Below are 21,536 nucleotides of genomic sequence, written 5' to 3'. Positions count from 1 at the left end.
TTTAATTTTGCAGGATGCAGTTTAAAGTTGAATCAGAATTTAGTCCTACAGGGGATCAGCCACAAGCCATAAAACAGCTTGTTAATGGCATCAATGCGAATGAACAATTTCAAACCTTACTAGGGGTAACAGGTTCAGGTAAAACCTTTACCGTTGCTAATGTTATTGAAGAAGTGCAGCGCCCTACGCTGGTTTTAGCACATAACAAAACGCTTGCAGCACAACTCTATTCTGAGTTTAAACAGTTTTTCCCGAATAATGCGGTTGAATATTTTGTTTCTTATTACGATTATTATCAACCGGAAGCGTACATCCCTGTTTCTGGTGTTTACATTGAAAAAGATTTATCTATTAACGAGGAAATAGAGAAAATGCGTTTAAGTACAACCTCTTCCCTCTTGTCTGGGAGACGTGACGTTCTCGTGGTGGCTTCAGTTTCATGTTTGTATGGTATTGGAAACCCGGTAGAGTTTCAGAAAAACGTGATTTCTTTAGAACGCGATCAAGTCATTTCAAGAACACAACTGTTGCATCAACTCGTTCAAAGTTTATACTCCAGAACCGAAGCCGATTTTAAACATGGTAATTTTAGAATTAAGGGCGATACTGTAGATATATTCCCCAGTTATGCCGACGATGCCTTTAGAATTCACTTTTTTGGAGATGAAATTGAAGACATCGAATCCTTCGATATTCAAACAAATAAAGTGGTTGAAAAATACGACCGACTCACCATATATCCTGCAAACATGTTTGTAACTTCCCAAGATGTTCTACAAGGAGCGATTAAAAGTATTCAGGATGATTTGGTAGAACAACATGATTATTTCAAAGAAATTGGCAAACATTTAGAAGCCAAACGCCTTAAAGAACGTACTGAATTTGACCTTGAAATGATTCGTGAATTAGGCTATTGTTCTGGTATTGAAAACTACTCCCGTTATCTCGATGGCAGACAGCCTGGCACACGCCCCTTCTGTTTACTTGATTATTTTCCCGATGATTTTTTAATGGTTATCGATGAAAGTCACGTAACAGTGTCACAAGTACATGCCATGTATGGAGGTGATAAAAGTAGAAAAGAAAATTTAGTAGAGTATGGTTTCAGGCTACCTGCAGCTATGGATAACCGTCCGTTAAAATTTGAAGAATTTGAAGCTTTACAAAATCAGGTCATTTATGTAAGTGCTACGCCCGCTGATTATGAATTAGAAAAATCGGATGGTGTTTATGTTGAACAAGTCATTCGACCTACAGGCTTATTAGACCCCATTATTGAAGTACGTCCTAGTTTAAACCAAATTGATGATTTAATTGAAGAAATACAGCAGCGTGTTGAAAAGGATGAACGTACTTTAGTGACTACCTTAACCAAACGAATGGCTGAAGAGCTAACTAAATACCTTGATCGTATTCAAATTCGTTGCCGATACATACATAGTGATGTAGATACCTTAGAGCGGGTTGAAATCATGCAAGACTTGCGTAAAGGGCTTTTTGATGTTCTTGTGGGTGTCAACCTGCTTCGTGAAGGTTTAGATTTACCAGAAGTTTCTTTGGTGGCTATTATCGATGCCGATAAGGAAGGTTTTTTACGTTCTGCAAGGTCTTTAACCCAAACAGTAGGTCGTGCGGCGAGAAACCTAAATGGTAAGGCCATTATGTATGCTGATAAAATAACCAAAAGCATGCAGAAAACCATTGATGAGACCAATTACCGACGCCAAAAGCAAATTGCATATAACACAAAACATCATTTAAAACCTCGTGCCTTAAATAAAAGTTTAGATAACGTGCTCTCTAAAAACTCGGTAAGCACCTATAGTTATGAGCTGGAGGCTGCTAGAGCTGCCGAACCAGAAAGCGAATACTTAAGTAAACCAGAACTTGAAAAGAAAATCCGTGAAAAAAGAAAACTCATGGAAGCTGCCGCAAAGGCGTTAGACTTTTTAATCGCTGCGAAACTTCGCGATGAAATTAAAAGCTATCAAGATAAATTAGAAAAGCTAAAAGTTTAACTTTTAGCTTTTCATTTAGCCTAAAACATTAGGCCAACTATATAAATTAGGAGAGAGATCTCTAATTATAATGTGTTTTAAAAATATCAATTAACACATCTGGTGGGACAATTTTATTTGGAAAACTTTCCATTAAATAGAGTACTTTAGTTATGGACTCATGACTTAACCCCATTCTTAACCCGAAGTTATATAACTTGATGGCACCTTTTGAATTGTTATTATCACCAAATTTTTGTTCAATATTCAATAGCAAAACCAACCTATGGAATTGAACGATACGTTCACTATGAGATTTTAAATGCGTATAATCTATTGGATTATCTAATAAATAATCAAAATCATGGCGAGAAACTTCTAACTGTTTGGCGACACCTAACAAAAAATTGTATTCAATTCTTTTTATGTCCTTATCATATTTTGCAAAAGCAATCATCTCAGACAAAAGGCTTAACTTTTCGAGCTTATTAATCATATTTAGAGGGAGTTAAAGCGTTACATCATAAATTTAAGCAGAAATAGTCGGTATTAATCGTAGATTTAGTGCCTCTCATCGAAAAACTATAGGTATTTAATCGTTGAAATTATTTATTTTATCAAGGCAAGTTTTTAATACATCCAATAAAACTGCATTTAATCTGCTTTCAACTACTCTAAAAGAGTCCAAGAACACCATGTAAAGCACTAACAAACAGACAAATAAAACCTTAAAAGATTCCTATTCATAAAAATCAATAATTAAAGTATCTTTACACAGTAGTAAAAATGCTAAAAACTCATTTTATTATACCTAAATCGATGAAATACATCGAAAAAAAGCAAAAAAATCATAAAATATGACAAATAACGATGTTCTTAAAAAATTACGTGTTGCTCTAAAACTTAGAGATGATGAAATTGTAAAAATTTTAGAATTGGTAGATTTTAGAATTTCCAAAAGTGAATTGGGAGCATTTTTCAGAAAGGAAGACCACCCTAAATATATGGAGTGTGGTGACCAAATTCTTCGTAATTTTTTAAATGGTCTGGTCATTCATATGCGAGGGCCCATGCCTAAAAAGGGAGAGAAACCGAAAACAAAAAAACCAGACATTTCAAAATAAAAAAAAGCAACTAAATATAAGTTGCTTTTTTTTTTGCGTTAATTTTTAAAGAATAATATTAATTTAACACACCAATTCCACATAACAAAATCAATATTAAACACTTAGTTATTTAACCAAATTTACAGTATTCTATTTAGTTAATACTCAAATAACCTAAGCGTAATCTAAAATTTTAACAATTCCTTTTTTCAAACGATAAATTTGTACTTCATTTTTTTACAACCTAAAACTTGTAAAATTAATGGCACCCAAACAAATATATCATGAAAAAAAACTACCTACAATTTTGCTTATGTATTTTATACATAGGCTTAACACCTGTCTACGGACAAATAGATGCTTCTAAATGGATGCATGGCTGGACCAATTTTCAGCCAAACTTAGAACGCTATATGGAAGCCAATACTAAGATCCCATCCCTAATTTCAGAAGATTTAGTGCTTTCAAACAATAAAATTTATCTTTTATCTGGAAATGTGTATGTCGTAGCCAACGCGAAATTAACTATAGAACCAGGAACCATAATTCGTTGTGACCATACAAACCCTGCTAGTTTAATTGTTTCAAGAGGCGCTAAATTAATTGCAGAAGGCACCAATTTTCAACCTATAGTTTTCACGTCAAATAAACCTACAAAATCACGTCAAACTGGCGATTGGGGAGGTATTGTAATCCTAGGAAATGGAAAATTAAATACGGTATCGGGAGTCGCTAACGTAGAAGGAAACTTTTCACCTCAATATTCTCTATATGGTGGAGACACTCCTGAAGAGGAAACAGCCATTTTAAAATATGTACGTATTGAATACCCGGGGAGAAAAATTAATGAATCAAAAGAATTAAATGGCTTAACACTTTGTGGTATTGGCTCTAAAACTATTTTAGAAAATGTCATGGTGAGCTATTCTGCCGATGATTCTTTCGAGTGGTTTGGTGGTCAAGGCGACTTTAGTAATTTAATATCTTATAAATCGAAGGATGATGATTTTGATATCACCGATGGTTTTAAAGGAAGCCTAACGCATATTCTTTCAGTAAGACATCCATATATCTCAGATGTAAGCGGTTCTTATGCTATTGAAATTGACGGTTATGCTTCGAATGGTTATCAACCAGTCGATGAACATTTATCATTTTTAAAAGTAAAAAATGCTACACTTATAAATTTAGCAAATCAGGAAAGCACACCGTTTATTAAAGCGGCCATTTCAGCAAAAAAGAAAGCTCAAATTTCTGTAGAATATTCATCCATTTCAGGTTTTGCACATGTAGTTAAGCTGGATAAATCTTATACAAATTCTAGTGAAATTGTAAACAGCATAAGTTTTGTCAATAACTTTTTCAATGTGAGCGATCAAGGTTTAAATAGCCGAAAAAACACCATTTATCACCCGAACGGTTTCTTTTCAAGCAACATATTCACAAAAGATTTTAAGAATCCTGAAGACTTATATATGGCGCCTTTAGACGATGTAAGTCCTTCGTTTACTTTAAAATCTTCAGAAATGAAAAACAATCTTGGCGAGAATATCTCTCTAAATCATTAAATACATCCCAATCAAAATGAATAAATTAATCCTACTTATTATCATTACCCTTGTTAGCAACGTGACATTTAGCCAATCAGGACAAGCATTTTTCACAAAATCAGATCGCATCAATAAGTTTCACACTATAGACGATTTGGAAGATTTAGGAAAAGGCGATTTAGTAAGCTTATATGCCGATCGATTTGCTGAAATAACCAAAATTATGCCTTTCATGGCAATTACGACCAAATCTGATCAAAAATTACAAGATGTTGGTATTCGCGAAAATTCTGAAAACATAAAATTACTTAGCAAGTATAAAGAAGATGAACGTGAGCGTATTAGAGCGAATAATAATCTAATTGCTGACTTTGTAGCTTATGCTGATAGTGAAAACATAATATGGTCTATTCTTTATATGGAAGATATTATAAAAAAGCTTCGCCTTGGATTTAAAGGGAACTTTTAATGATCTCTAAAGTTTTTTTTTTAGAAATAAACATTTTAATCTGAATTGATTTCAGAATGCAGTTCTACACGAAAAAATCGCTAAGAAAAGCTGAATCAAGTTCCGCTTGACGAATAAAAAACCTTCTAAAAACAAAAATCTCCGAAAGTATAACTTCCGGAGATTTTTTATATAATAAATTTAAAGACTGTTTAAAACAGTCTCCATATAATTTACTTTCCTAGTACCTCTTGTACTTTATCAGCAGCTTCTTGGAATTCAGTCGCACTTAATACGTCTAAACCAGAATTATCAATTAATTCTTTAGCAACATCAGCATTGGTTCCTTGTAAACGTACAATAATAGGTACTTCAATGTTACCCATGTTTTTGTAAGCATCAATAACACCTTGCGCTACACGATCACAACGTACAATTCCACCAAAAATATTAATTAAGATGGCTTTTACAGCAGGGTCTTTTAAGATGATTTTAAAAGCAGCTTCAACACGAGCAGCATCTGCTGTTCCACCAACATCTAAGAAGTTAGCTGGCTCACCACCTGCTTGCTTAATTAAATCCATTGTTGCCATCGCTAAACCAGCTCCGTTTACCATACAACCAACGTTTCCGTCAAGGTCAACATAGTTTAAACCAAGTTCTCCAGCTTCAACCTCAATAGCACTTTCTTCACGTACATCACGTAAATCAACATAGTTTTTATGTCTATATAAAGCATTATCATCAATCGTTACTTTAGCATCAACAGCCATGATTTTATCATCACTCGTTTTTAATACTGGATTGATTTCAAATAAAGAAGAATCAGATTTTACGTAAGCCGTATATAAAGCAGTAACAAATTTTGTCATTTCTTTAAATGCAAGACCAGATAAACCTAAGTTAAAAGCAATACGTCTCGCTTGGAAAGGTACTAATCCAACAATAGGATCTACTTCTTCAGTAAAAATTAAATGCGGTGTTTCTTCAGCAACAGTTTCAATATCCATTCCACCTTCAGTAGAATACATAATCATATTACGACCTGTAGCTCTATTTAATAATACAGATACATAAAATTCGCTTGTTTCACTTTCACCTGGATAGTAAACATCTTCGGCAACTAAAACTTGGTGTACGCGCTTACCTTCTGCAGAAGTTTGAGGCGTCACTAAGTCCATACCAATAATTTGACCTGCAATCTCCTCAACTTCTTGAAGGTTTTTTGCAAGCTTTACTCCGCCACCTTTACCACGACCACCTGCGTGAACCTGTGCTTTAATAACGTGCCAGCTCGTTCCTGTTTCACTAGTTAACTGCTTTGCAGCAGCTACTGCCTCTTGAGCATTCTGTGCAACAATACCTCTTTGGATACGAACTCCAAAACTACTCAATATCTCTTTACCTTGATATTCGTGTAAATTCATAATTTGCTAATTGTTTAAGAAAAAAGCAAATATATATTATAGGCTTTACTTACCCTAATAATTAATACTGAAAACTATAATAAGTTTTAACGTGATTGTTAAATAATTAACACTTTGTTTATTTTGTACAATTTTTTATTTATTCCTTTTTTATATTCCTTAAAGAAATATCTTTGCCAAAAATTATAAATTATGTTAGATAGTCAATTACTTAAAATTGCACAAGATTTTGGAAGTCCTGTTTATGTATATGATGCTGAAAAAATCGAATTTCAGTACCACAGATTAACAAACGCCTTTAAGAATGTTAAGAAACTAAAACTTAACTATGCCGTTAAAGCACTATCTAACATCTCTATTTTAAAGCTTTTTAAATCTCTAGGATCAGGAATTGATACCGTTTCAATTCAAGAAGTTCAGCTTGGACTGGCTGCTGGATTTTCACCAGAACAAATTATTTTCACACCAAACGGCGTGTCGTTATCTGAAATAGAAGAAGCTGCTAAACTTGGGGTTAAAATCAATATTGACAACCTATCAATTTTAGAGCAATTTGGAACAAAACACCCTAATATACCAGTATGTATTCGTATTAACCCGCATGTTATGGCTGGTGGAAATGCGAATATATCTGTAGGACATATTGATTCTAAATTCGGAATTTCAATTCACCAAATACCTCACATTTTACGTATTGTAGAAAACACTAAAATGCACATTAACGGTATTCACATGCACACAGGAAGTGATATTTTAGATATTGAAGTATTCCTTTATGCGAGTGAAATTTTGTTTGAAACGGCTAAACAATTTAAGAACTTAGACTTTATCGATTTCGGATCAGGATTTAAAGTGCCTTATAAAGCTGGAGATATTGAAACGAATATAGAAGAATTAGGTGAAAAATTATCGGCTAGATTTAACGCATTTTGTAAAGAATATGGGAAGGATTTAACTTTAGCTTTTGAACCTGGTAAATTTCTAGTGAGTGAATCTGGAAGTTTTTTAACTCATGTCAATGCGGTTAAACAAACGACATCAACGGTTTTTGCACAGGTTGATTCAGGATTTAACCACTTAATAAGACCGATGCTTTACGGATCGCACCATGATATTGTAAACATTTCTAATCCTAAAGGTCGCGAACGCTTCTATACCGTAGTCGGTTATATTTGTGAAACAGACACTTTTGGAAACAACCGCCGTATTAATGAAATTACCGAAGGTGATGTATTGTGTTTTAGAAATGCTGGCGCGTACTGCTTCTCTATGGCTAGCAACTATAACTCTAGATTTAAGCCTGCAGAAGTTTTATGGTATAACAATGAAGCACGTGTTATTAGAGAACGTGAAACCATGGAAGACATTCTGAAAAATCAAGTTGAAGTTGATTTTTCTACTAAAAAGAAAACTGTAGCGGCTAAATAATAACTGCTCAAATCATATAAAAAATCCTCTTCACTGTTTTTTGTGAAGAGGATTTTTTTTGTTCGAGTACGTCGCCATACTGAACCTGATTCGGAAACCCATCAAAAGAATAAATAAAAGCACTCAATGAGACCCTGAAATGAATTCAGGTTGACTGTTTGTTAATTTATGTGTTTAGAGATATTCAGTTTATATTTCATCACGAACCTACCTTGAAGCAGAAACAAACCACAACTACTCATTGTTCAACTGCTTTTTATAATCCTTTAAATGTGCCTTAATAGAATCATCTAATTCAGGTTCTTGAATATCATCAAACTGCTTAAGTGTATCGTAGATAATTTTTGCAACTAAATAACGTGCTGAAGGCTTATCATCAGCAGGAATCGCATACCAAGGCGCATGAGGCTTAGAGGTTCTATTAATTGCATCTTCGTAACAAACTTGATACACATCCCAAAGCTTGCGTTCTTTTAAATCTCCAGGAGAAAATTTCCAGTTTTTCTCTTGCTTATTTAATCGGCGTAATAATCTATCCTTCTGTTCCTTCTTAGAAAGATTCAAGAAGAATTTAAAAATAAGCGTACCATTTTGGGCTATATGCTTCTCAAAATTATTGATTTGTTCGAAACGTTTGTCCCAAAAAGCTGCATCAACATCGTTAACACAATGAATATTAGGAAGATTTTCACCCATAACATACTCTGGGTGTACACGGGTTACCAAAACATTTTCATAATGCGTTCTATTAAAAACACTAAATTTTCCACGAGCAGGAAGTGCTATATAGTGACGCCAAATAAAATCGTGTTTTAGCTCCAATTCCGTAGGCACCTTAAAACTGTGAACTACGACACCTCTAGCATTAAATTCTTTAAAAACTTCACGTATTAGACTATCCTTTCCAGCGGTATCCATGCCTTGCAAACAAATTAAAACGGCATACTTTCCATGAGCATAAAGCGTATCTTGAAGCTTTCCTAGCTTCTTTCTTACTTTTTTTAACTCTTTCTCGGCATCATCAATTACAACTTTAGTCTGAGAATTTTTTAAAGTGATATTTGAAGTCACTTTATACTGGTCTATATCCATACTTTATATGTTTTTGGTGTTCTATTATACAATTAGATTAGGTTAAATATAGTAAATCTAAAATATGAATAATAGGCAACACTAATTTTAATATATTTTTATATATTAGGCGTACCTATTTATGTTAACCCAAATACTATGAAAAATTATTACCTACTATTTTTTCTAACAGCCTCTATGGTGGTTAGTGCCCAATCAGACTGCGATAACGCCCATGCGTACATGGGAAATGCTTACGCACACGTTAAAGATTCTTATGAATCAAATAACGTTAGTCACTTAAAACATTATGCAAACAGATCTGTTGAATCTTTTAAATTAGCCAAGAAATCTCTTGCTACTTGTAACTGTGATAAAGCAGTTGAATTGGCTAATAAAAGCATTGAAGCATTAGAGAAAGTTGAATCTGCTGAGACTTTTGAAGACGGACGCTTTTTCGTAAAACGCGGACGTGAATTCAGTAAAGAAGGCCTTGTTGAAATAGACAAGTGTGCTTACAACCAGTTTCAACCAACAGCCGTTGCAAATGTCGCTGTTGCTGGAACTACAAGCAATACTAAAATATCAGATTTAACTAACTTACAACAAGAACAGCTTAAATTAAAGCAACAACAAGAAGCTTTAAGATTAAAATCTGAGCAAATTAAGGCGCAATTAGCCCAACAAGAATCGCAAGAATTGGCCCTAAGAAAGCAACAGATGATTCAAGTGTATAAGAGTAAAATCTTAGAAAACATGAAGTCCTACAATGAAACTTTAAAAGTATACGGGAGTAATTCTTTTGTAACCTTTAAAGAAACGATTATTGACATGGAAACTAAAAGTGTAAATGAAATTAAATCACACTATTTAAACGAAATTAAAATGCTTACTAAGAACTATTTAGAAGCTTTAATTGAATGTGAAGCGAGTTAATTTTACTAACTACTCAAACATTAAAAAACGCGGTGTAAAATGATTTTACATCGCGTTTTTTTATATGATAATTACTTCGAAGCAAACAATTTCACATCTTGCTCACTCACTTCTTGACCTCCAAGAATAATTAAACGCTCAATAACGTTGCGGAGCTCTCTTATATTTCCTGTCCAATCATATTCCTGAAGTTGCTTTATAGCCTTATCTGAAAAGACTTTTTTAGTAGAACCATTTTCTGAAGCGATTTTTTCTGAAAAATGATTAACTAACAAAGGAATATCCGCCCTTCTTTCGTTTAACGATGGTACCTCAATTAAAATAACAGCCAATCTGTGGTATAAATCCTCACGAAAACGCCCTGCTTCTATTTCCTTTTTAAGGTTCTTATTGGTGGCCGCGATCACGCGTACATCAACTTTAATGTCTTTATCACTACCCACACGCTGAATTCTACTTTCTTGCAACGCACGCAGTACTTTAGCCTGAGCAGACAAACTCATATCTCCAATTTCATCAAGAAAAATGGTGCCACCATTAGCGGCTTCAAACTTCCCAGCACGGTCTTTATTCGCACTTGTAAAAGCACCTTTCACATGACCAAACAACTCACTTTCAATTAATTCAGATGGAATCGCTGCACAATTCACTTCGATTAAAGCCCCTTTAGAGCGGGCACTTTTTTCATGTAACCAATGGGCCACTAACTCTTTCCCTGTTCCGTTTGATCCGGTAATTAACACACGAGCATCGGTTGGAGCGACTTTATCTATGATGTTCTTAATATTAGATATGGCGTCACTCTCCCCAATCATATCATACTTTTTGCTCACCTTCTTTTTAAGGATTTTATTAGCCACAACCAACTCCTTTTTTTCTAAAGCATTTCTAACTGTATTTAATAAACGGTTTAAATCTGGTGGTTTCGAAATATAATCGAAAGCCCCCATACGCATCGTGTTTACAGCCGTATCTAAATCGCCATGACCAGATATCATGACCATAGGGATTTCGGGCTTAATCTTTTTAGTAGCTTCCAACACTTCAACACCATCCATTTTTGGCATCTTAATATCACAAAACACTAAGTCGTAATCATCGTTTTTTATTTTTTCAATGCCCTCTAATCCATCAACTGCTTCTTCAACTTGGTAGCTGTCATTTTCCTCGGAAAGAATTTTAACTAACACGCGTCTAATTGCAGCTTCATCTTCAATAACTAATATTTTCGACATATTTTATTTTTTAAATTCTGTAATTAAAATTTACTCAATTACTGAGGTTTCTGAATAATATGAATATCTCTTTGAGGAAATGGTATACTTACATGATGCTCTCTAAATAACCTATCAATTTCAAAGCGAATTTCACTTTTAGGAAACTGCGCTTTAAAACTATCATTAATGGTGAACACTAATTTAAAATCTAGGGAACTCGCACCAAAATCCATAAATACCACGGAAGGCTCCGGCTCACTAAGCACTGATGCATTGGTACTAGCCGCTTGAATTAGCAGGCGTTTAACCAATTGAACATCACTTCCGTATGCTACTCCAATAGATACTGACTCTCTGGTAATTGTACCATTTTGTGTCCAATTAAAAAGCATATTTTCCAAATACAAATGGTTAGGAATTACCAAAACCTTATTATCGATAGTTACTGCACGGGTGGTGCGCAATTTAATTTCCTCTACACGGCCTATTTTACCTTCTATTTCAATAATATCGCCAACATGAACCGATTGATCTACAAGAATAAATATTCCAGATATAATGTCTTGGAATAAGGTTTGTAGTGCTAAACCAATACCTATTAAAAGTGCCGCAGATGCCGCAAAAATAGCTGTAACATTAATACCTATAGAATCAAACACAACGAGCATCACAATGATGTAAATAAGCCAACGCGCAAATGAAAATACCGTAGTAAACTTCGCCTTATCATCCAATGGCATTTTTTTCGTCACCAAATTTTTAATCCATCGTAAAATATAAGTAGTTAACATTAAAACGATAAATACCAGTAGAACGTACTTAACTTTTAAAACAATCTGATGAGCATCTCCTTCAGTAACATAAGAAAAATCGATAATTTTAAATTCTAAAAACTGGACGATTTTCTCCCATACACCACTTTCCGTAATCGTTTCACTAACGGCGTCTACACTTTTTTCTATTTTATCTGCTGTATTTTGCATATGCCTAGTACTTAATCCATTTCATTAACTCTCTATAAGTTGGTTTCTTACCATACATTAATATACCTACTCGGTAAATTTTTGAAGCAAACCAAACGGTAACTATAAACGTAATAATTAATATGATAAACGACAAAAGTTGCTGCCAAACTGGTACCCCAAAAGGTATACGCATTAGCATAACCACTGGTGATGTTAAAGGTATAAAAGAAAATACTGTTGAAACCGTACCGTGTGGATCTTCGATAACGGTAAAAAACCCAATATAAACCGCCAATATTAAGGGCATAATAATTGGCATCATAAATTGCTGAGTATCTGTTTCATTATCCACCGCAGCACCAATAGTTGCATACAATGAGCTGTAAAACAAATACCCACCTATAAAGAATAAAATAAAAGCAATAACCAAATTGGTTAAGGGCAAATGATAGAAGGCCAGTGCTATATTTTGAATTTCCGCACTCACTTCAGAGTTCTCAAGGGCATGCTCCATAACCTGTTGTTGCGGGGTTTGCATTTCGGCCATATCAACACCTAAAACGAATGAGGTAATAGTCATTAAAACACTAGCGAAAATTAACCAAATAACAACTTGTGTTATGCCTGCAAGAGAGGTACCTATAATTTTACCCAGCATAAGCTGCATAGGTTTTACAGATGAAATAATAACTTCTATAATTCTACTGGTTTTCTCCTCAATAACACTGCGCATAATCATGTTTCCATAAATAATAATAAACATGAATAACAAATATCCAGCAGCTCCACCAAAGACTAATTTAACCACGCTATCTACTTTTGAGGTTTTTTCACCTTCAAAACTTTCTTGTGCAATAGTTATTTTGACTTTTGAATTGTTAATCATTTCGACATCAACACCATTTTCTTGAAGTTTAATATTAGTAAGCCTTTTTTCAACTTTATTTTCTATATCTGAAATTAAACTTAATGACGGTGCGTCTTCTGAATAAAACGTAATATGTTGCGCATCAATGGCGTCATTCTCCAGCTTATGAATGTGCAACAGCCCAGTACCTTCAGTCTCTATAACTAGGGCTTGGGCATCCTCAAGGGTTAATCCATGTAGAATATTATAGGTGGTGTGTTCGGTCTTTTTAAACACATTTTGCACTAACTCTGATTCATCTAAAACAGAAATAACGCGCATTTTGTCATTATTAAGTTGGGTAAGGTAAGCTACAAATGCTATAAGCGCAATAAATATTATCGGACTCAAAAAAGTCATGATAATAAAAGATTTATTCCTAACTTTTGTTAAGTATTCACGTTTTATAATAAGCGGTAAGTGGTTCATTAAATTTAGTTATTCTTTACAGTTTGAATGAATATATCATTAACACTAGGAATGAGTTCTACAAAATGAGAAACTTCACCTTTTGTTGTTAAATAGTTAAGTAAGTCGTTTGGTTTAACCCCATTATCTAATTTAATATTCAATTTCAACTCATCTTCAAGGGTTTTAAAATTGGCTTCAGACACATTAAACTTCTCATTTAATTCTTGTCTTAAAAGCACATTATCCTGGGTTCTTATCCCAATTTCAAACGTATTTATTTTGTACTGTCTTTTAATATCGAACAAGTTTCCGTCTAAAATTTTATTGGATTTATTAATTAAGGCAATATCATCACAAAGCTCCTCTACAGATTCCATACGGTGCGTTGAGAAAATTACCGTTGCACCCTCATTACGTAATCGTAAAATTTCATCTTTGATTAGATTGGCATTAATAGGGTCGAATCCTGAAAATGGTTCATCAAAAATTAACAGTTTTGGTTCGTGTAAAACGGTAACCACAAACTGAATTTTTTGCGCCATACCTTTAGAGAGTTCCTGGATTTTTTTGTTCCACCAGTCTCCAATTTCTAAGCGTTCGAACCAATATTTTAAACGTTTTCTAGCTTCAGCTTTACTTAATCCTTTTAATTGTGCCAGGTACAAGGCCTGCTCTCCAACTTTCATCGATTTATATAAACCACGTTCTTCTGGCAAGTAACCAATTGCGCTAATGTGATTTTGATTGAGTAATTCGCCGCCTAAATGTACCGTTCCAGTATCGGGCATGGTAATTTGATTTACAATACGAATTAAGGTCGTTTTCCCAGCACCGTTTGGGCCTAACAACCCAAAAATACTACCTTCAGGAACTGAAATAGAAACATCATTTAAGGCTCGAAAGTCGCCAAATTTCTTGGAAACCTTATTTACCTCTAATAAATTACTCATAGATATTCTTTTAATGGTAAATATATCAAATGTATGAAACCTTTGTCTTGCTTTTTGGGGATTTATAAGACAATAATCTTAGTAGGATATAAATATAGCTTAGCACGAATAGCGAAAATTCTTGTCCTGCTAAAAAATTCAAAGTGAAAAGGCCTCATTAGAAACGAATATACAGGCCTCTTACAGTGGTGTTTTACAGCCTATTCCACTTAGGCAAATAGCTTAAAAACAAAACCCACCCTTAATAAATTAAGGATGGGAAAAAAATTGCTATGAAAAAGAAAAATTATCACTAAATAAATTAGTGATTTTCAAATATACTTTTTTTTTTAATACTTCCTACTAATTGGCTATATATCTTATAATTATTGACAAAAAAAATCCGCCTTTTAAGCGGATTTCTTAATTTTTAATAGGTTTTATTATGAAAACATATCTTTTACTTTCTCAAAGAAAGATTTGTCTGAACTTTCCGGCTTCGGATCAAAATGCTCATCATCTTGCATCGCTTCGAAAAAATCTTTCTGTTGTTTATTCAGTGTTTTAGGCGTCCAAACGTTAACATGAACTAATAAATCCCCTTTACCATATCCATTTATACTTGGAATTCCTTTTCCGCGTAAGCGTAAAATTTTACCTGATTGTACACCAGCTTCAACTTTAATACGCACTTTTCCGGTAACGGTATCAATTTCTTTTGAAGTTCCTAAAACGGCATCGGGGAAACTTACATATAAATCATAGTGTAAATTATCACCTTCACGTTGTAATTTATCGTGTTCTTCCTCTTCAATAACAACTATTAAATCACCTGAAATACCATTACCTGGCGCTTCATTTCCTTTTCCTGAAACTTTAAGTTGCATGCCATCAACAACTCCTGCAGGAATTTTGATTGAAACTGTTTCTTCGGCTACTTTTAAACCTTGTGCATCGGCATCACTTGGTTTTTTATCAATCGTTTGTCCTGCGCCACCACAAGCATTACATGGTGCCGAAGTTTGCATACGCCCTAAAATAGTGTTTGCGATACGTGTTACTTGTCCGCTACCCTGACAAGTTGGACAAGTTTTATAGGTAGTACCTGGCGCTTGAACTTTACGTTTTACTTTAACTTTTTTCTCAACACCATTAGCAATTTCTTCTAAAGTTAACTTCACTCGAATACGAAGGTTGCTTCCTTTAACACGACGTTGGCCACCGCCGCCTCCGAAGCCTCCGCCGAAACCGCCACCACCGAAAATATCACCAAACTGACTAAATATGTCATCCATATTCATGCCACCACCGTAGCCGCCGCCACCGCCGCCATTCTCGAAGGCTTGGTGACCATATTGGTCGTAACGTGCTTTTTTATTTTCGTCGCTTAGAATTTCATAGGCTTCGGCCGCTTCTTTAAATTTAGCCTCTGCGCCCTTATCATCTGGGTTTTTATCTGGGTGAAATTCAATTGCTTTTTTTCTATAAGCCTTTTTAATTTCAGCAGCACTTGCCCCTTTACTAATGCCTAATATTTCGTAAAAATCTCTTTTTGCCATATTCTATTTTATTGCCCAATAACTACTTTTGGAAAACGGATTACTTTTTCTCCTAAAACATATCCTTTTTCAACTATATCAATAATTTTTCCTTTTAAATCGTCTGTTGGTGCAGGTATTTGTGTAATTGCTTCATGATTATCGGCGTTAAAAACTTCTCCTTTTTCAACAACCATAGCCTTCAAACCTTTTTGCTCTAAAGTGTTTACCAATTTCTGATAAATTAATAACACACCTTTACGTAATTCCTCAGCTTCCTTATCGTCTTCAATATGACTTAAAGCACGTTCGAAATCGTCTAAAACAGGTAATAAAGTCTTCATAACCCCTTCACTTGCTGTAGAAAACAACTCAATACGCTCTTTAGATGTTCTGCGTTTGTAATTTTCAAATTCAGCAAATAAACGCAAAAACTTCTCTTTCTCTTGCTTTAATTCAGCCTCAAGTTTTTCTTCTGCAGTTTCTTCCACTACTGCTTCTTCAGCAACTTGCTCTTCAACTTCAACAGTCTCATTTTGAACACTGTCAACTTGTTCACTCTCTATATCGTTATTCTTATCTTTTTTACTCATCGTAAATTCACGTTTTGAAATACTCAATTTAAGTTGGCAAAAGTACTGCCATTATTGTAAAAATGTCATAATGTCATTAAAATTATTTTAATTTTTTTTCCACTCACTTATCACTATTTTTGATACTTAAACCCACAAATAATTCAAAATGAAAAAATCATTATTAACATTAGTATTATGCATTGCTACATCGGCGGTTTTTACTTCTTGTAAGGACAAAACTAATGAAGCTGAAACCACCCCAGCTGAAGCTCCTGCCGTTGTTGAAGAAGCAGCAATTACAACAACTTATAATGTAGTTGCTGAAGAATCGAGTATCACATGGAAAGGTACTAAACCAACAGGTGAGCACTTTGGTACGATTGCTATACAAGGAGGAACTCTAAATAGTAAAATTATTAAAGTAGACAGCGGTTCTATTGTTATCGATATGAATTCCATTGTTGTAACCGATATTCCCGCGGAAGATGAAGGTAATGCTAAACTTCTAGGACATTTGAAAAATGAGGACTTTTTTGATGTTGAAAATCACCCAACGGCTACTTTTGAAGTTACTGAATTATTAGAATCTGAAGCTAGAAACATACTTTCTGGAAATCTAACTATTAAAGGTATTACACATAACATTACAATTCCTGTTGCTGTTGATTATACTGAAAACAGCGTTACTATTTCAAGTGAAACCTTCAATATAGACAGAACTAAATGGGACATTAAATATAAGTCTAAATCATTTTTTGGCGATTTAGGTGATAAATTTATCAGTGATGATATTGAGTTTAAAATTAAGGTTAAAGCAGTAAAAGCTTAATCAGAACTATTTTTCACGAAGGAAGCTGTTTAAAAAGTAAAGTTTTCGTAAGCCTGAACATGATTTAGGTTCTCATATTGATGCGGTTCTGAAAATGAATTCAGAATAACGAAATTGAATGCTTTTTGGACCGCTTTTTTTTGTTTATAACAAATCGACCAATGCTGGTTCTAAATGATGAAATTTGAAGAAAAAGCCCTTATCCTCAATTTTTTTAGAACTCACACGCTGACTTTCATATAAAAGTGTGTGCATTTTGCCTAAAGACAATTTCATCACAAATTTAGGTATATTAGGCAAAAAGAGTGGTTTTTCTAAGACTTTGGCCATTGTTTTAACCAACTCATTATTCGTTACCGGGTTTGGCGAAACTGCATTGTAAACGCCTTCCAGTTGAAACTTCAAAATATAATAGAACAGACGCGTTAAATCGTATTGGTGAATCCAAGATTGCCATTGTTTCCCTGTACCAAAAGCCGCTCCTACCCCATAATCTATAGGTTTTACCATTTTTTGTAAAACCCCTCCTTTATTAGATAAAACTAATCCTATTCTAATTTTAGCAACTGCTATTTCTAAGGACTTAAAAGCATCAACTTCATGTTCCCAAGCACAAACAACTTTACTCAAAAAAGACGTTTGTGATACTTTAAATTTTTCGTCATAATAATTAGTAATAGAATCTGGATATACACCAATGGCACTTGCTGAAATCACTTGTTTAATATGATGTGATTCTCCTTTTAAATTATTAACTAATAATTTTGTGCTTTCAGTGCGACTTTTTAAAATTTCCTTTTTATAACAAGGCGTCCATCGTTTACCTATAGTTGCAGCTGCTAGGTGAATTATGGCATCTACATCTTTAAAACAATTTGTATCTATCTCTTTTGTTTTAGGATTCCAATAAAAACCATGATAGTTTTCTTCTAATGAGATTGCAGATTTACGCGTGGTTAGGTAACTGACTTGAATACCTTGTTTTTTACAAAGTTTTACAATATCCTGACCAATCATACCAGTAGCTCCTGTAATTAGTACACGCATCCTTTTTTTTTGCAAAGTTACTAAATGGTGTTACGGGCGACTTGGTATTTATATTAGGTTTAACAGTATTACTTACATTTTTTGTATCCCTAAACCACATTCATTACTAATAACTTATGGCTTCGTAGCTCTTAGCATCTCTCTCTTTCCTGGAGGTCCTGGTAATCTTTCAACAATAAAACCAACAGCTTGCATCGCACGCCTTACACTTCCTTTGGCTGCGTAAGTAACCAAAACCCCCTCAGGTTTTAAGGCGTTAAACATAATTAAAAAGATAGCTTCGGTCCATAACTCTGGTTGAACACGTGCCCCAAAGGCATCAAAATATATAAGATTGTGCTTATCGGCATCAGTAATTTCATCGAAAAACTTTTTTTGCTTAGTTAAGCAAAACCCTTTTTTGATCTTATGAGAAGTTTCCCAAGACACCTTATGAAGCGTATCGAATAAGCCCTCATATTCTTGAGATTTCAACTCTAATACGTAATTTAGTTTTTTAACTTCTTCAGCTGAAACTGGATACGCTTCAACACCAATATAATGGATTGGTACATTTAATTTTTCTGATTCAATTAAGGTGATAAAAGCATTCAAACCTGTACCAAAACCAATCTCTAAAATAGATAAAACTTCTTTTGGTTTTGAACTGAATTTAGTCTCAAAAACATGCTGCAAACCATGTTTTATAAAAACATGATAAGCTTCTTGAATCGCGCCGTGTTTAGAATGGTATTGCTCATCCCACTCTGGGATATGGATGGTTGAAGAACCATCGGAAGTAATTATTATTTCTCGTTTCAAATTAAGAATCTCTAGTGAAAAGTCGTTTTTTAATCAATTCGCCTCAAAAAAAATAAAAGAATCCATGATTTGTTGTAAATATAGCATTTTTTAAAGACGAATTTGTTTAAATTTGCCCTATAAAAACACGAGACTATGAGTGCTATAATCAACGACATCGAGATTATAAAATCGGAAACTACAAAAATAAATGATGTAGATTTTGATAATTTAAAATTCGGACATGTTTTTTCTGATCACATGTTAGAATGCAGCTTTAAAGACGGTAAATGGCAAGCGCCTAAAGTCATTCCATATCAAGGCATTACTTTAGATCCTTCTGCTAAAATTTTCCATTATGGACAATCGGTCTTTGAAGGTATGAAAGCCTATAAAGATGCCGATGAAAAAGTCTGGTTATTTCGCCCTATAGACAATTTTAAACGTATTAATATTTCGTCTAAACGATTGGCAATTCCTGAACTTCCTGAAAATTATTTCATGGATGGTTTAAAAGCCTTGTTAGAAGTTGATAAGGATTGGATTCCTACTAAAGAAGGAAGTTCATTATATATAAGACCTTTTGTTTTTGCATCTGGAAACGGGTTCCATGCGTCGCCAGCCGATGAATATAAATTTATTATTTGTACGGCGCCTTCAGGATCTTACTTTGCGGGAGACGTTAAAGTTTTAATTGAAGAAAAATATTCACGTTCTGCCAATGGTGGTGTAGGTTTCGCTAAGGCTGGTGGTAATTATGCCGGACAGTTTTATCCAACTCAATTAGCCGTTGAAAAAGGTTACCAACAAGTTATTTGGACCGATGACAACACACATGAGTACATTGAAGAAGCTGGAGCTATGAACATTTTTGTTCGTATTAATGACACTTTAATTACGGGACCAACAAGTGATAGAATTCTTGATGGGATTACACGTAAAAGTATTATTGAATTAGCTAAATCTGAAAACATTCCTGTTGAAGTTAGAAAACTTACAGTTGCTGAAGTTGTTGAAGCTGCAAAAAACGGATCGTTAAAAGAAATGTTTGGGGCTGGAACCGCTGCTGTTATTTCTCCTATTTCAGGTTTTGGATATAAAGAAGAAGACTATGACATTCCAAAAATTGATGATACTTATGCGAGTTTCTTAAAAAAACGTATTACAGATATACAAACGAATAAAGCCGAAGATCCTTTTGGATGGCGTTATGAGGTAAAATAAAAAAGCAATCGTCTAAAGAGAAATTTTTAGGCGATTTTCTTTTTAAAAACTATAACGTTTAGGTTTTACTCTAAAAAAAAGAGGTTGTTTTTTCAAACAACCTCTTTTTTTATGCATTCTAAACGAAATAAATCTCGTATTAAAATTTAGAGCTTTTAAATCAATTAAGCCTACTCTTCTTTATCTCCAAAATAAGATGGGCCTACACCAGTTAAGAAATCTTCTCTTACTGGGCTAAATGTATCAATTAATTGTCCTTCTTCTAGACAAACTGCGCTATGTAATAAATTTGGCTCAATATACACACCATCTCCAGCTTCTACTATACTCTTTTCTCCGTCAATTTCAAATTCAAATTTACCTGAAACAACATAAGTAGCCTGTGTATGAAAATGTTGATGTGGTGCACCTAATGCCCCTTTTTCAAATTTCACGCTCACCATCATGATTTGGTTATCGTATCCTAAGAATTTTCTTGATACGCCTCCACCAAGTTGTTCCCATTCCATGTCTTTTGTGATAACGTACTTTTCACTAAATCTTTCCATTTTTTTAAAAATTTTGTATTATATACTATTTATGTAATTTAATTAGAGAAGTAAAAATTAGAAATTTTCTAACCCTTATACTTCATTAATTCGTTTTTATTTTCTTAAAATCATCTAACAATTTAGTTTGGATGACTTCATTTAGTAATTAATAATGGTAGAGGTTTGGCTTTTGTACTTTTTAATCTAAAAGTTTTTAATCAATAAGGCTGTTGTTTAGTCACAAATATTATACGCGTTACAATTATTCTTGTTTAACATTTTTTTGGTAGAAAAATGCTATTTAAACTGTAACGATTCCTTTATAAATATTAACAAATTCAGAAGCTTCTAAAACGTAAATCTATAAATTACTACTTGTTAATTTTAGTCCTACAAATTTACGAAAAAATAATTCAATTCTAGACATAATTAGTTGTGAAGACTTATTACTTAGGATAGTTTTAACACCTCCATAAATACAAAACCCACGTTAAAGGAGAAAAAATAAAATTAGGAGATTTTTGCAAAGTGAGCCGAAAAAAATATTTATTAAAAATGATTTCTCCAGAGAAAACACAACGCTATAAAAACCTGTAAATTAAATTGATAGCAATAGAATTA

At 33.8% G+C, this 21,536-nt stretch carries 20 protein-coding genes; 8 read left to right on the top strand and 12 right to left on the bottom strand.

Going from position 1 to position 21,536, the window contains the following annotated elements; all coding sequences use genetic code 11:
• The first annotated feature begins 14 nt into the window (after positions 1–14).
• On the top strand, positions 15–2,018 hold the full coding sequence (gene uvrB, locus KO493_RS12935) for an excinuclease ABC subunit UvrB (RefSeq protein WP_216068388.1): 2,004 nt from the start codon (positions 15–17) through the stop codon (positions 2,016–2,018).
• 61 nt (positions 2,019–2,079) lie between these two features.
• Here uvrB and KO493_RS12930 read toward each other — a convergent pair whose 3' ends face one another.
• Complete coding sequence (locus KO493_RS12930) at positions 2,080–2,493, bottom strand: TerB family tellurite resistance protein (RefSeq protein ID WP_216068387.1); 414 nt, start codon at positions 2,491–2,493, stop codon at positions 2,080–2,082.
• 361 nt (positions 2,494–2,854) lie between these two features.
• On the opposite strand from KO493_RS12930, the gene KO493_RS12925 reads away from it, so the two are divergent.
• The 3 genes from KO493_RS12925 to KO493_RS12915 all read left to right on the top strand — a co-directional run bounded on the left by KO493_RS12925 (position 2,855) and on the right by KO493_RS12915 (position 5,122).
• Positions 2,855–3,121, top strand: coding sequence for a DUF1456 family protein (locus tag KO493_RS12925; protein ID WP_216068386.1), 267 nt, complete (start codon positions 2,855–2,857; stop codon positions 3,119–3,121).
• 266 nt (positions 3,122–3,387) lie between these two features.
• Positions 3,388–4,671, top strand: coding sequence for a hypothetical protein (locus tag KO493_RS12920; RefSeq protein ID WP_216068385.1), 1,284 nt, complete (start codon positions 3,388–3,390; stop codon positions 4,669–4,671).
• A gap of 16 nt (positions 4,672–4,687) precedes the next feature.
• The gene (locus tag KO493_RS12915) at positions 4,688–5,122 is read left to right on the top strand and encodes a hypothetical protein (protein WP_216068384.1); all 435 of its coding nucleotides are present in this window, start codon (positions 4,688–4,690) and stop codon (positions 5,120–5,122) included.
• A gap of 212 nt (positions 5,123–5,334) precedes the next feature.
• Here KO493_RS12915 and sucC read toward each other — a convergent pair whose 3' ends face one another.
• The gene (gene sucC / locus KO493_RS12910) at positions 5,335–6,528 is read right to left on the bottom strand and encodes an ADP-forming succinate--CoA ligase subunit beta (protein ID WP_216068383.1); all 1,194 of its coding nucleotides are present in this window, start codon (positions 6,526–6,528) and stop codon (positions 5,335–5,337) included.
• 192 nt (positions 6,529–6,720) lie between these two features.
• On the opposite strand from sucC, the gene lysA reads away from it, so the two are divergent.
• Positions 6,721–7,956 carry a diaminopimelate decarboxylase gene (lysA, locus tag KO493_RS12905; protein WP_216068382.1) on the top strand — a complete coding sequence of 412 codons (1,236 nt, stop codon included), beginning with the start codon at positions 6,721–6,723 and terminating at the stop codon, positions 7,954–7,956.
• Between the two features lie 234 nt (positions 7,957–8,190).
• Here the strand turns inward: lysA and KO493_RS12900 are convergent, their stop codons facing one another.
• A complete protein-coding gene (locus KO493_RS12900; protein ID WP_216068381.1) occupies positions 8,191–9,048 on the bottom strand; it encodes a PPK2 family polyphosphate kinase in 858 nt (285 codons plus the stop codon).
• A 138-nt stretch (positions 9,049–9,186) separates the two neighbouring features.
• On the opposite strand from KO493_RS12900, the gene KO493_RS12895 reads away from it, so the two are divergent.
• Positions 9,187–9,963 carry a hypothetical protein gene (locus KO493_RS12895; protein ID WP_216068380.1) on the top strand — a complete coding sequence of 259 codons (777 nt, stop codon included), beginning with the start codon at positions 9,187–9,189 and terminating at the stop codon, positions 9,961–9,963.
• Positions 9,964–10,034: 71 nt separating this feature from the next.
• Here the strand turns inward: KO493_RS12895 and KO493_RS12890 are convergent, their stop codons facing one another.
• The 6 genes from KO493_RS12890 to KO493_RS12865 form a co-directional block, all read right to left on the bottom strand.
• Entirely contained in the window at positions 10,035–11,198 is a 1,164-nt protein-coding gene (locus tag KO493_RS12890; RefSeq protein ID WP_216068379.1) for a sigma-54-dependent transcriptional regulator, read from the bottom strand.
• A 38-nt stretch (positions 11,199–11,236) separates the two neighbouring features.
• Positions 11,237–12,163, bottom strand: coding sequence for a mechanosensitive ion channel family protein (locus KO493_RS12885; protein WP_216068378.1), 927 nt, complete (start codon positions 12,161–12,163; stop codon positions 11,237–11,239).
• A gap of 4 nt (positions 12,164–12,167) precedes the next feature.
• On the bottom strand, positions 12,168–13,481 hold the full coding sequence (locus tag KO493_RS12880; RefSeq protein WP_216068377.1) for an ABC transporter permease: 1,314 nt from the start codon (positions 13,479–13,481) through the stop codon (positions 12,168–12,170).
• 5 nt (positions 13,482–13,486) lie between these two features.
• Positions 13,487–14,413 (bottom strand): ABC transporter ATP-binding protein, encoded by a 927-nt coding sequence (locus KO493_RS12875; RefSeq protein ID WP_216068376.1) that lies wholly within the window; start codon positions 14,411–14,413, stop codon positions 13,487–13,489.
• Between the two features lie 422 nt (positions 14,414–14,835).
• Positions 14,836–15,951: a molecular chaperone DnaJ gene (dnaJ, locus tag KO493_RS12870; protein WP_216068375.1), complete on the bottom strand. Its 1,116-nt coding sequence runs from the start codon at positions 15,949–15,951 to the stop codon at positions 14,836–14,838.
• Positions 15,952–15,959: 8 nt separating this feature from the next.
• On the bottom strand, positions 15,960–16,523 hold the full coding sequence (locus tag KO493_RS12865) for a nucleotide exchange factor GrpE (RefSeq protein ID WP_216068374.1): 564 nt from the start codon (positions 16,521–16,523) through the stop codon (positions 15,960–15,962).
• Between the two features lie 148 nt (positions 16,524–16,671).
• On the opposite strand from KO493_RS12865, the gene KO493_RS12860 reads away from it, so the two are divergent.
• Entirely contained in the window at positions 16,672–17,334 is a 663-nt protein-coding gene (locus tag KO493_RS12860; RefSeq protein ID WP_216068373.1) for a YceI family protein, read from the top strand.
• A 144-nt stretch (positions 17,335–17,478) separates the two neighbouring features.
• Here KO493_RS12860 and KO493_RS12855 read toward each other — a convergent pair whose 3' ends face one another.
• Entirely contained in the window at positions 17,479–18,381 is a 903-nt protein-coding gene (locus KO493_RS12855; RefSeq protein WP_216068372.1) for a TIGR01777 family oxidoreductase, read from the bottom strand.
• Positions 18,382–18,495: 114 nt separating this feature from the next.
• Positions 18,496–19,182: a tRNA (5-methylaminomethyl-2-thiouridine)(34)-methyltransferase MnmD gene (mnmD, locus tag KO493_RS12850; protein ID WP_216068371.1), complete on the bottom strand. Its 687-nt coding sequence runs from the start codon at positions 19,180–19,182 to the stop codon at positions 18,496–18,498.
• A gap of 135 nt (positions 19,183–19,317) precedes the next feature.
• On the opposite strand from mnmD, the gene KO493_RS12845 reads away from it, so the two are divergent.
• A complete protein-coding gene (locus KO493_RS12845) occupies positions 19,318–20,385 on the top strand; it encodes a branched-chain amino acid aminotransferase (protein WP_216068370.1) in 1,068 nt (355 codons plus the stop codon).
• 170 nt (positions 20,386–20,555) lie between these two features.
• Here KO493_RS12845 and KO493_RS12840 read toward each other — a convergent pair whose 3' ends face one another.
• Positions 20,556–20,933: a cupin domain-containing protein gene (locus KO493_RS12840; protein WP_216068369.1), complete on the bottom strand. Its 378-nt coding sequence runs from the start codon at positions 20,931–20,933 to the stop codon at positions 20,556–20,558.
• Between the last annotated feature and the right edge of the window lie 603 nt (positions 20,934–21,536).

The sequence above is a fragment of the Pseudotamlana agarivorans genome, from assembly GCF_018860245.1.
Lineage (GTDB): Bacteria > Bacteroidota > Bacteroidia > Flavobacteriales > Flavobacteriaceae > Pseudotamlana > Pseudotamlana agarivorans_A.
Note: the sequence above shows the minus strand (reverse complement) of the source record. Positions and strands in the feature narration are given on the sequence as shown.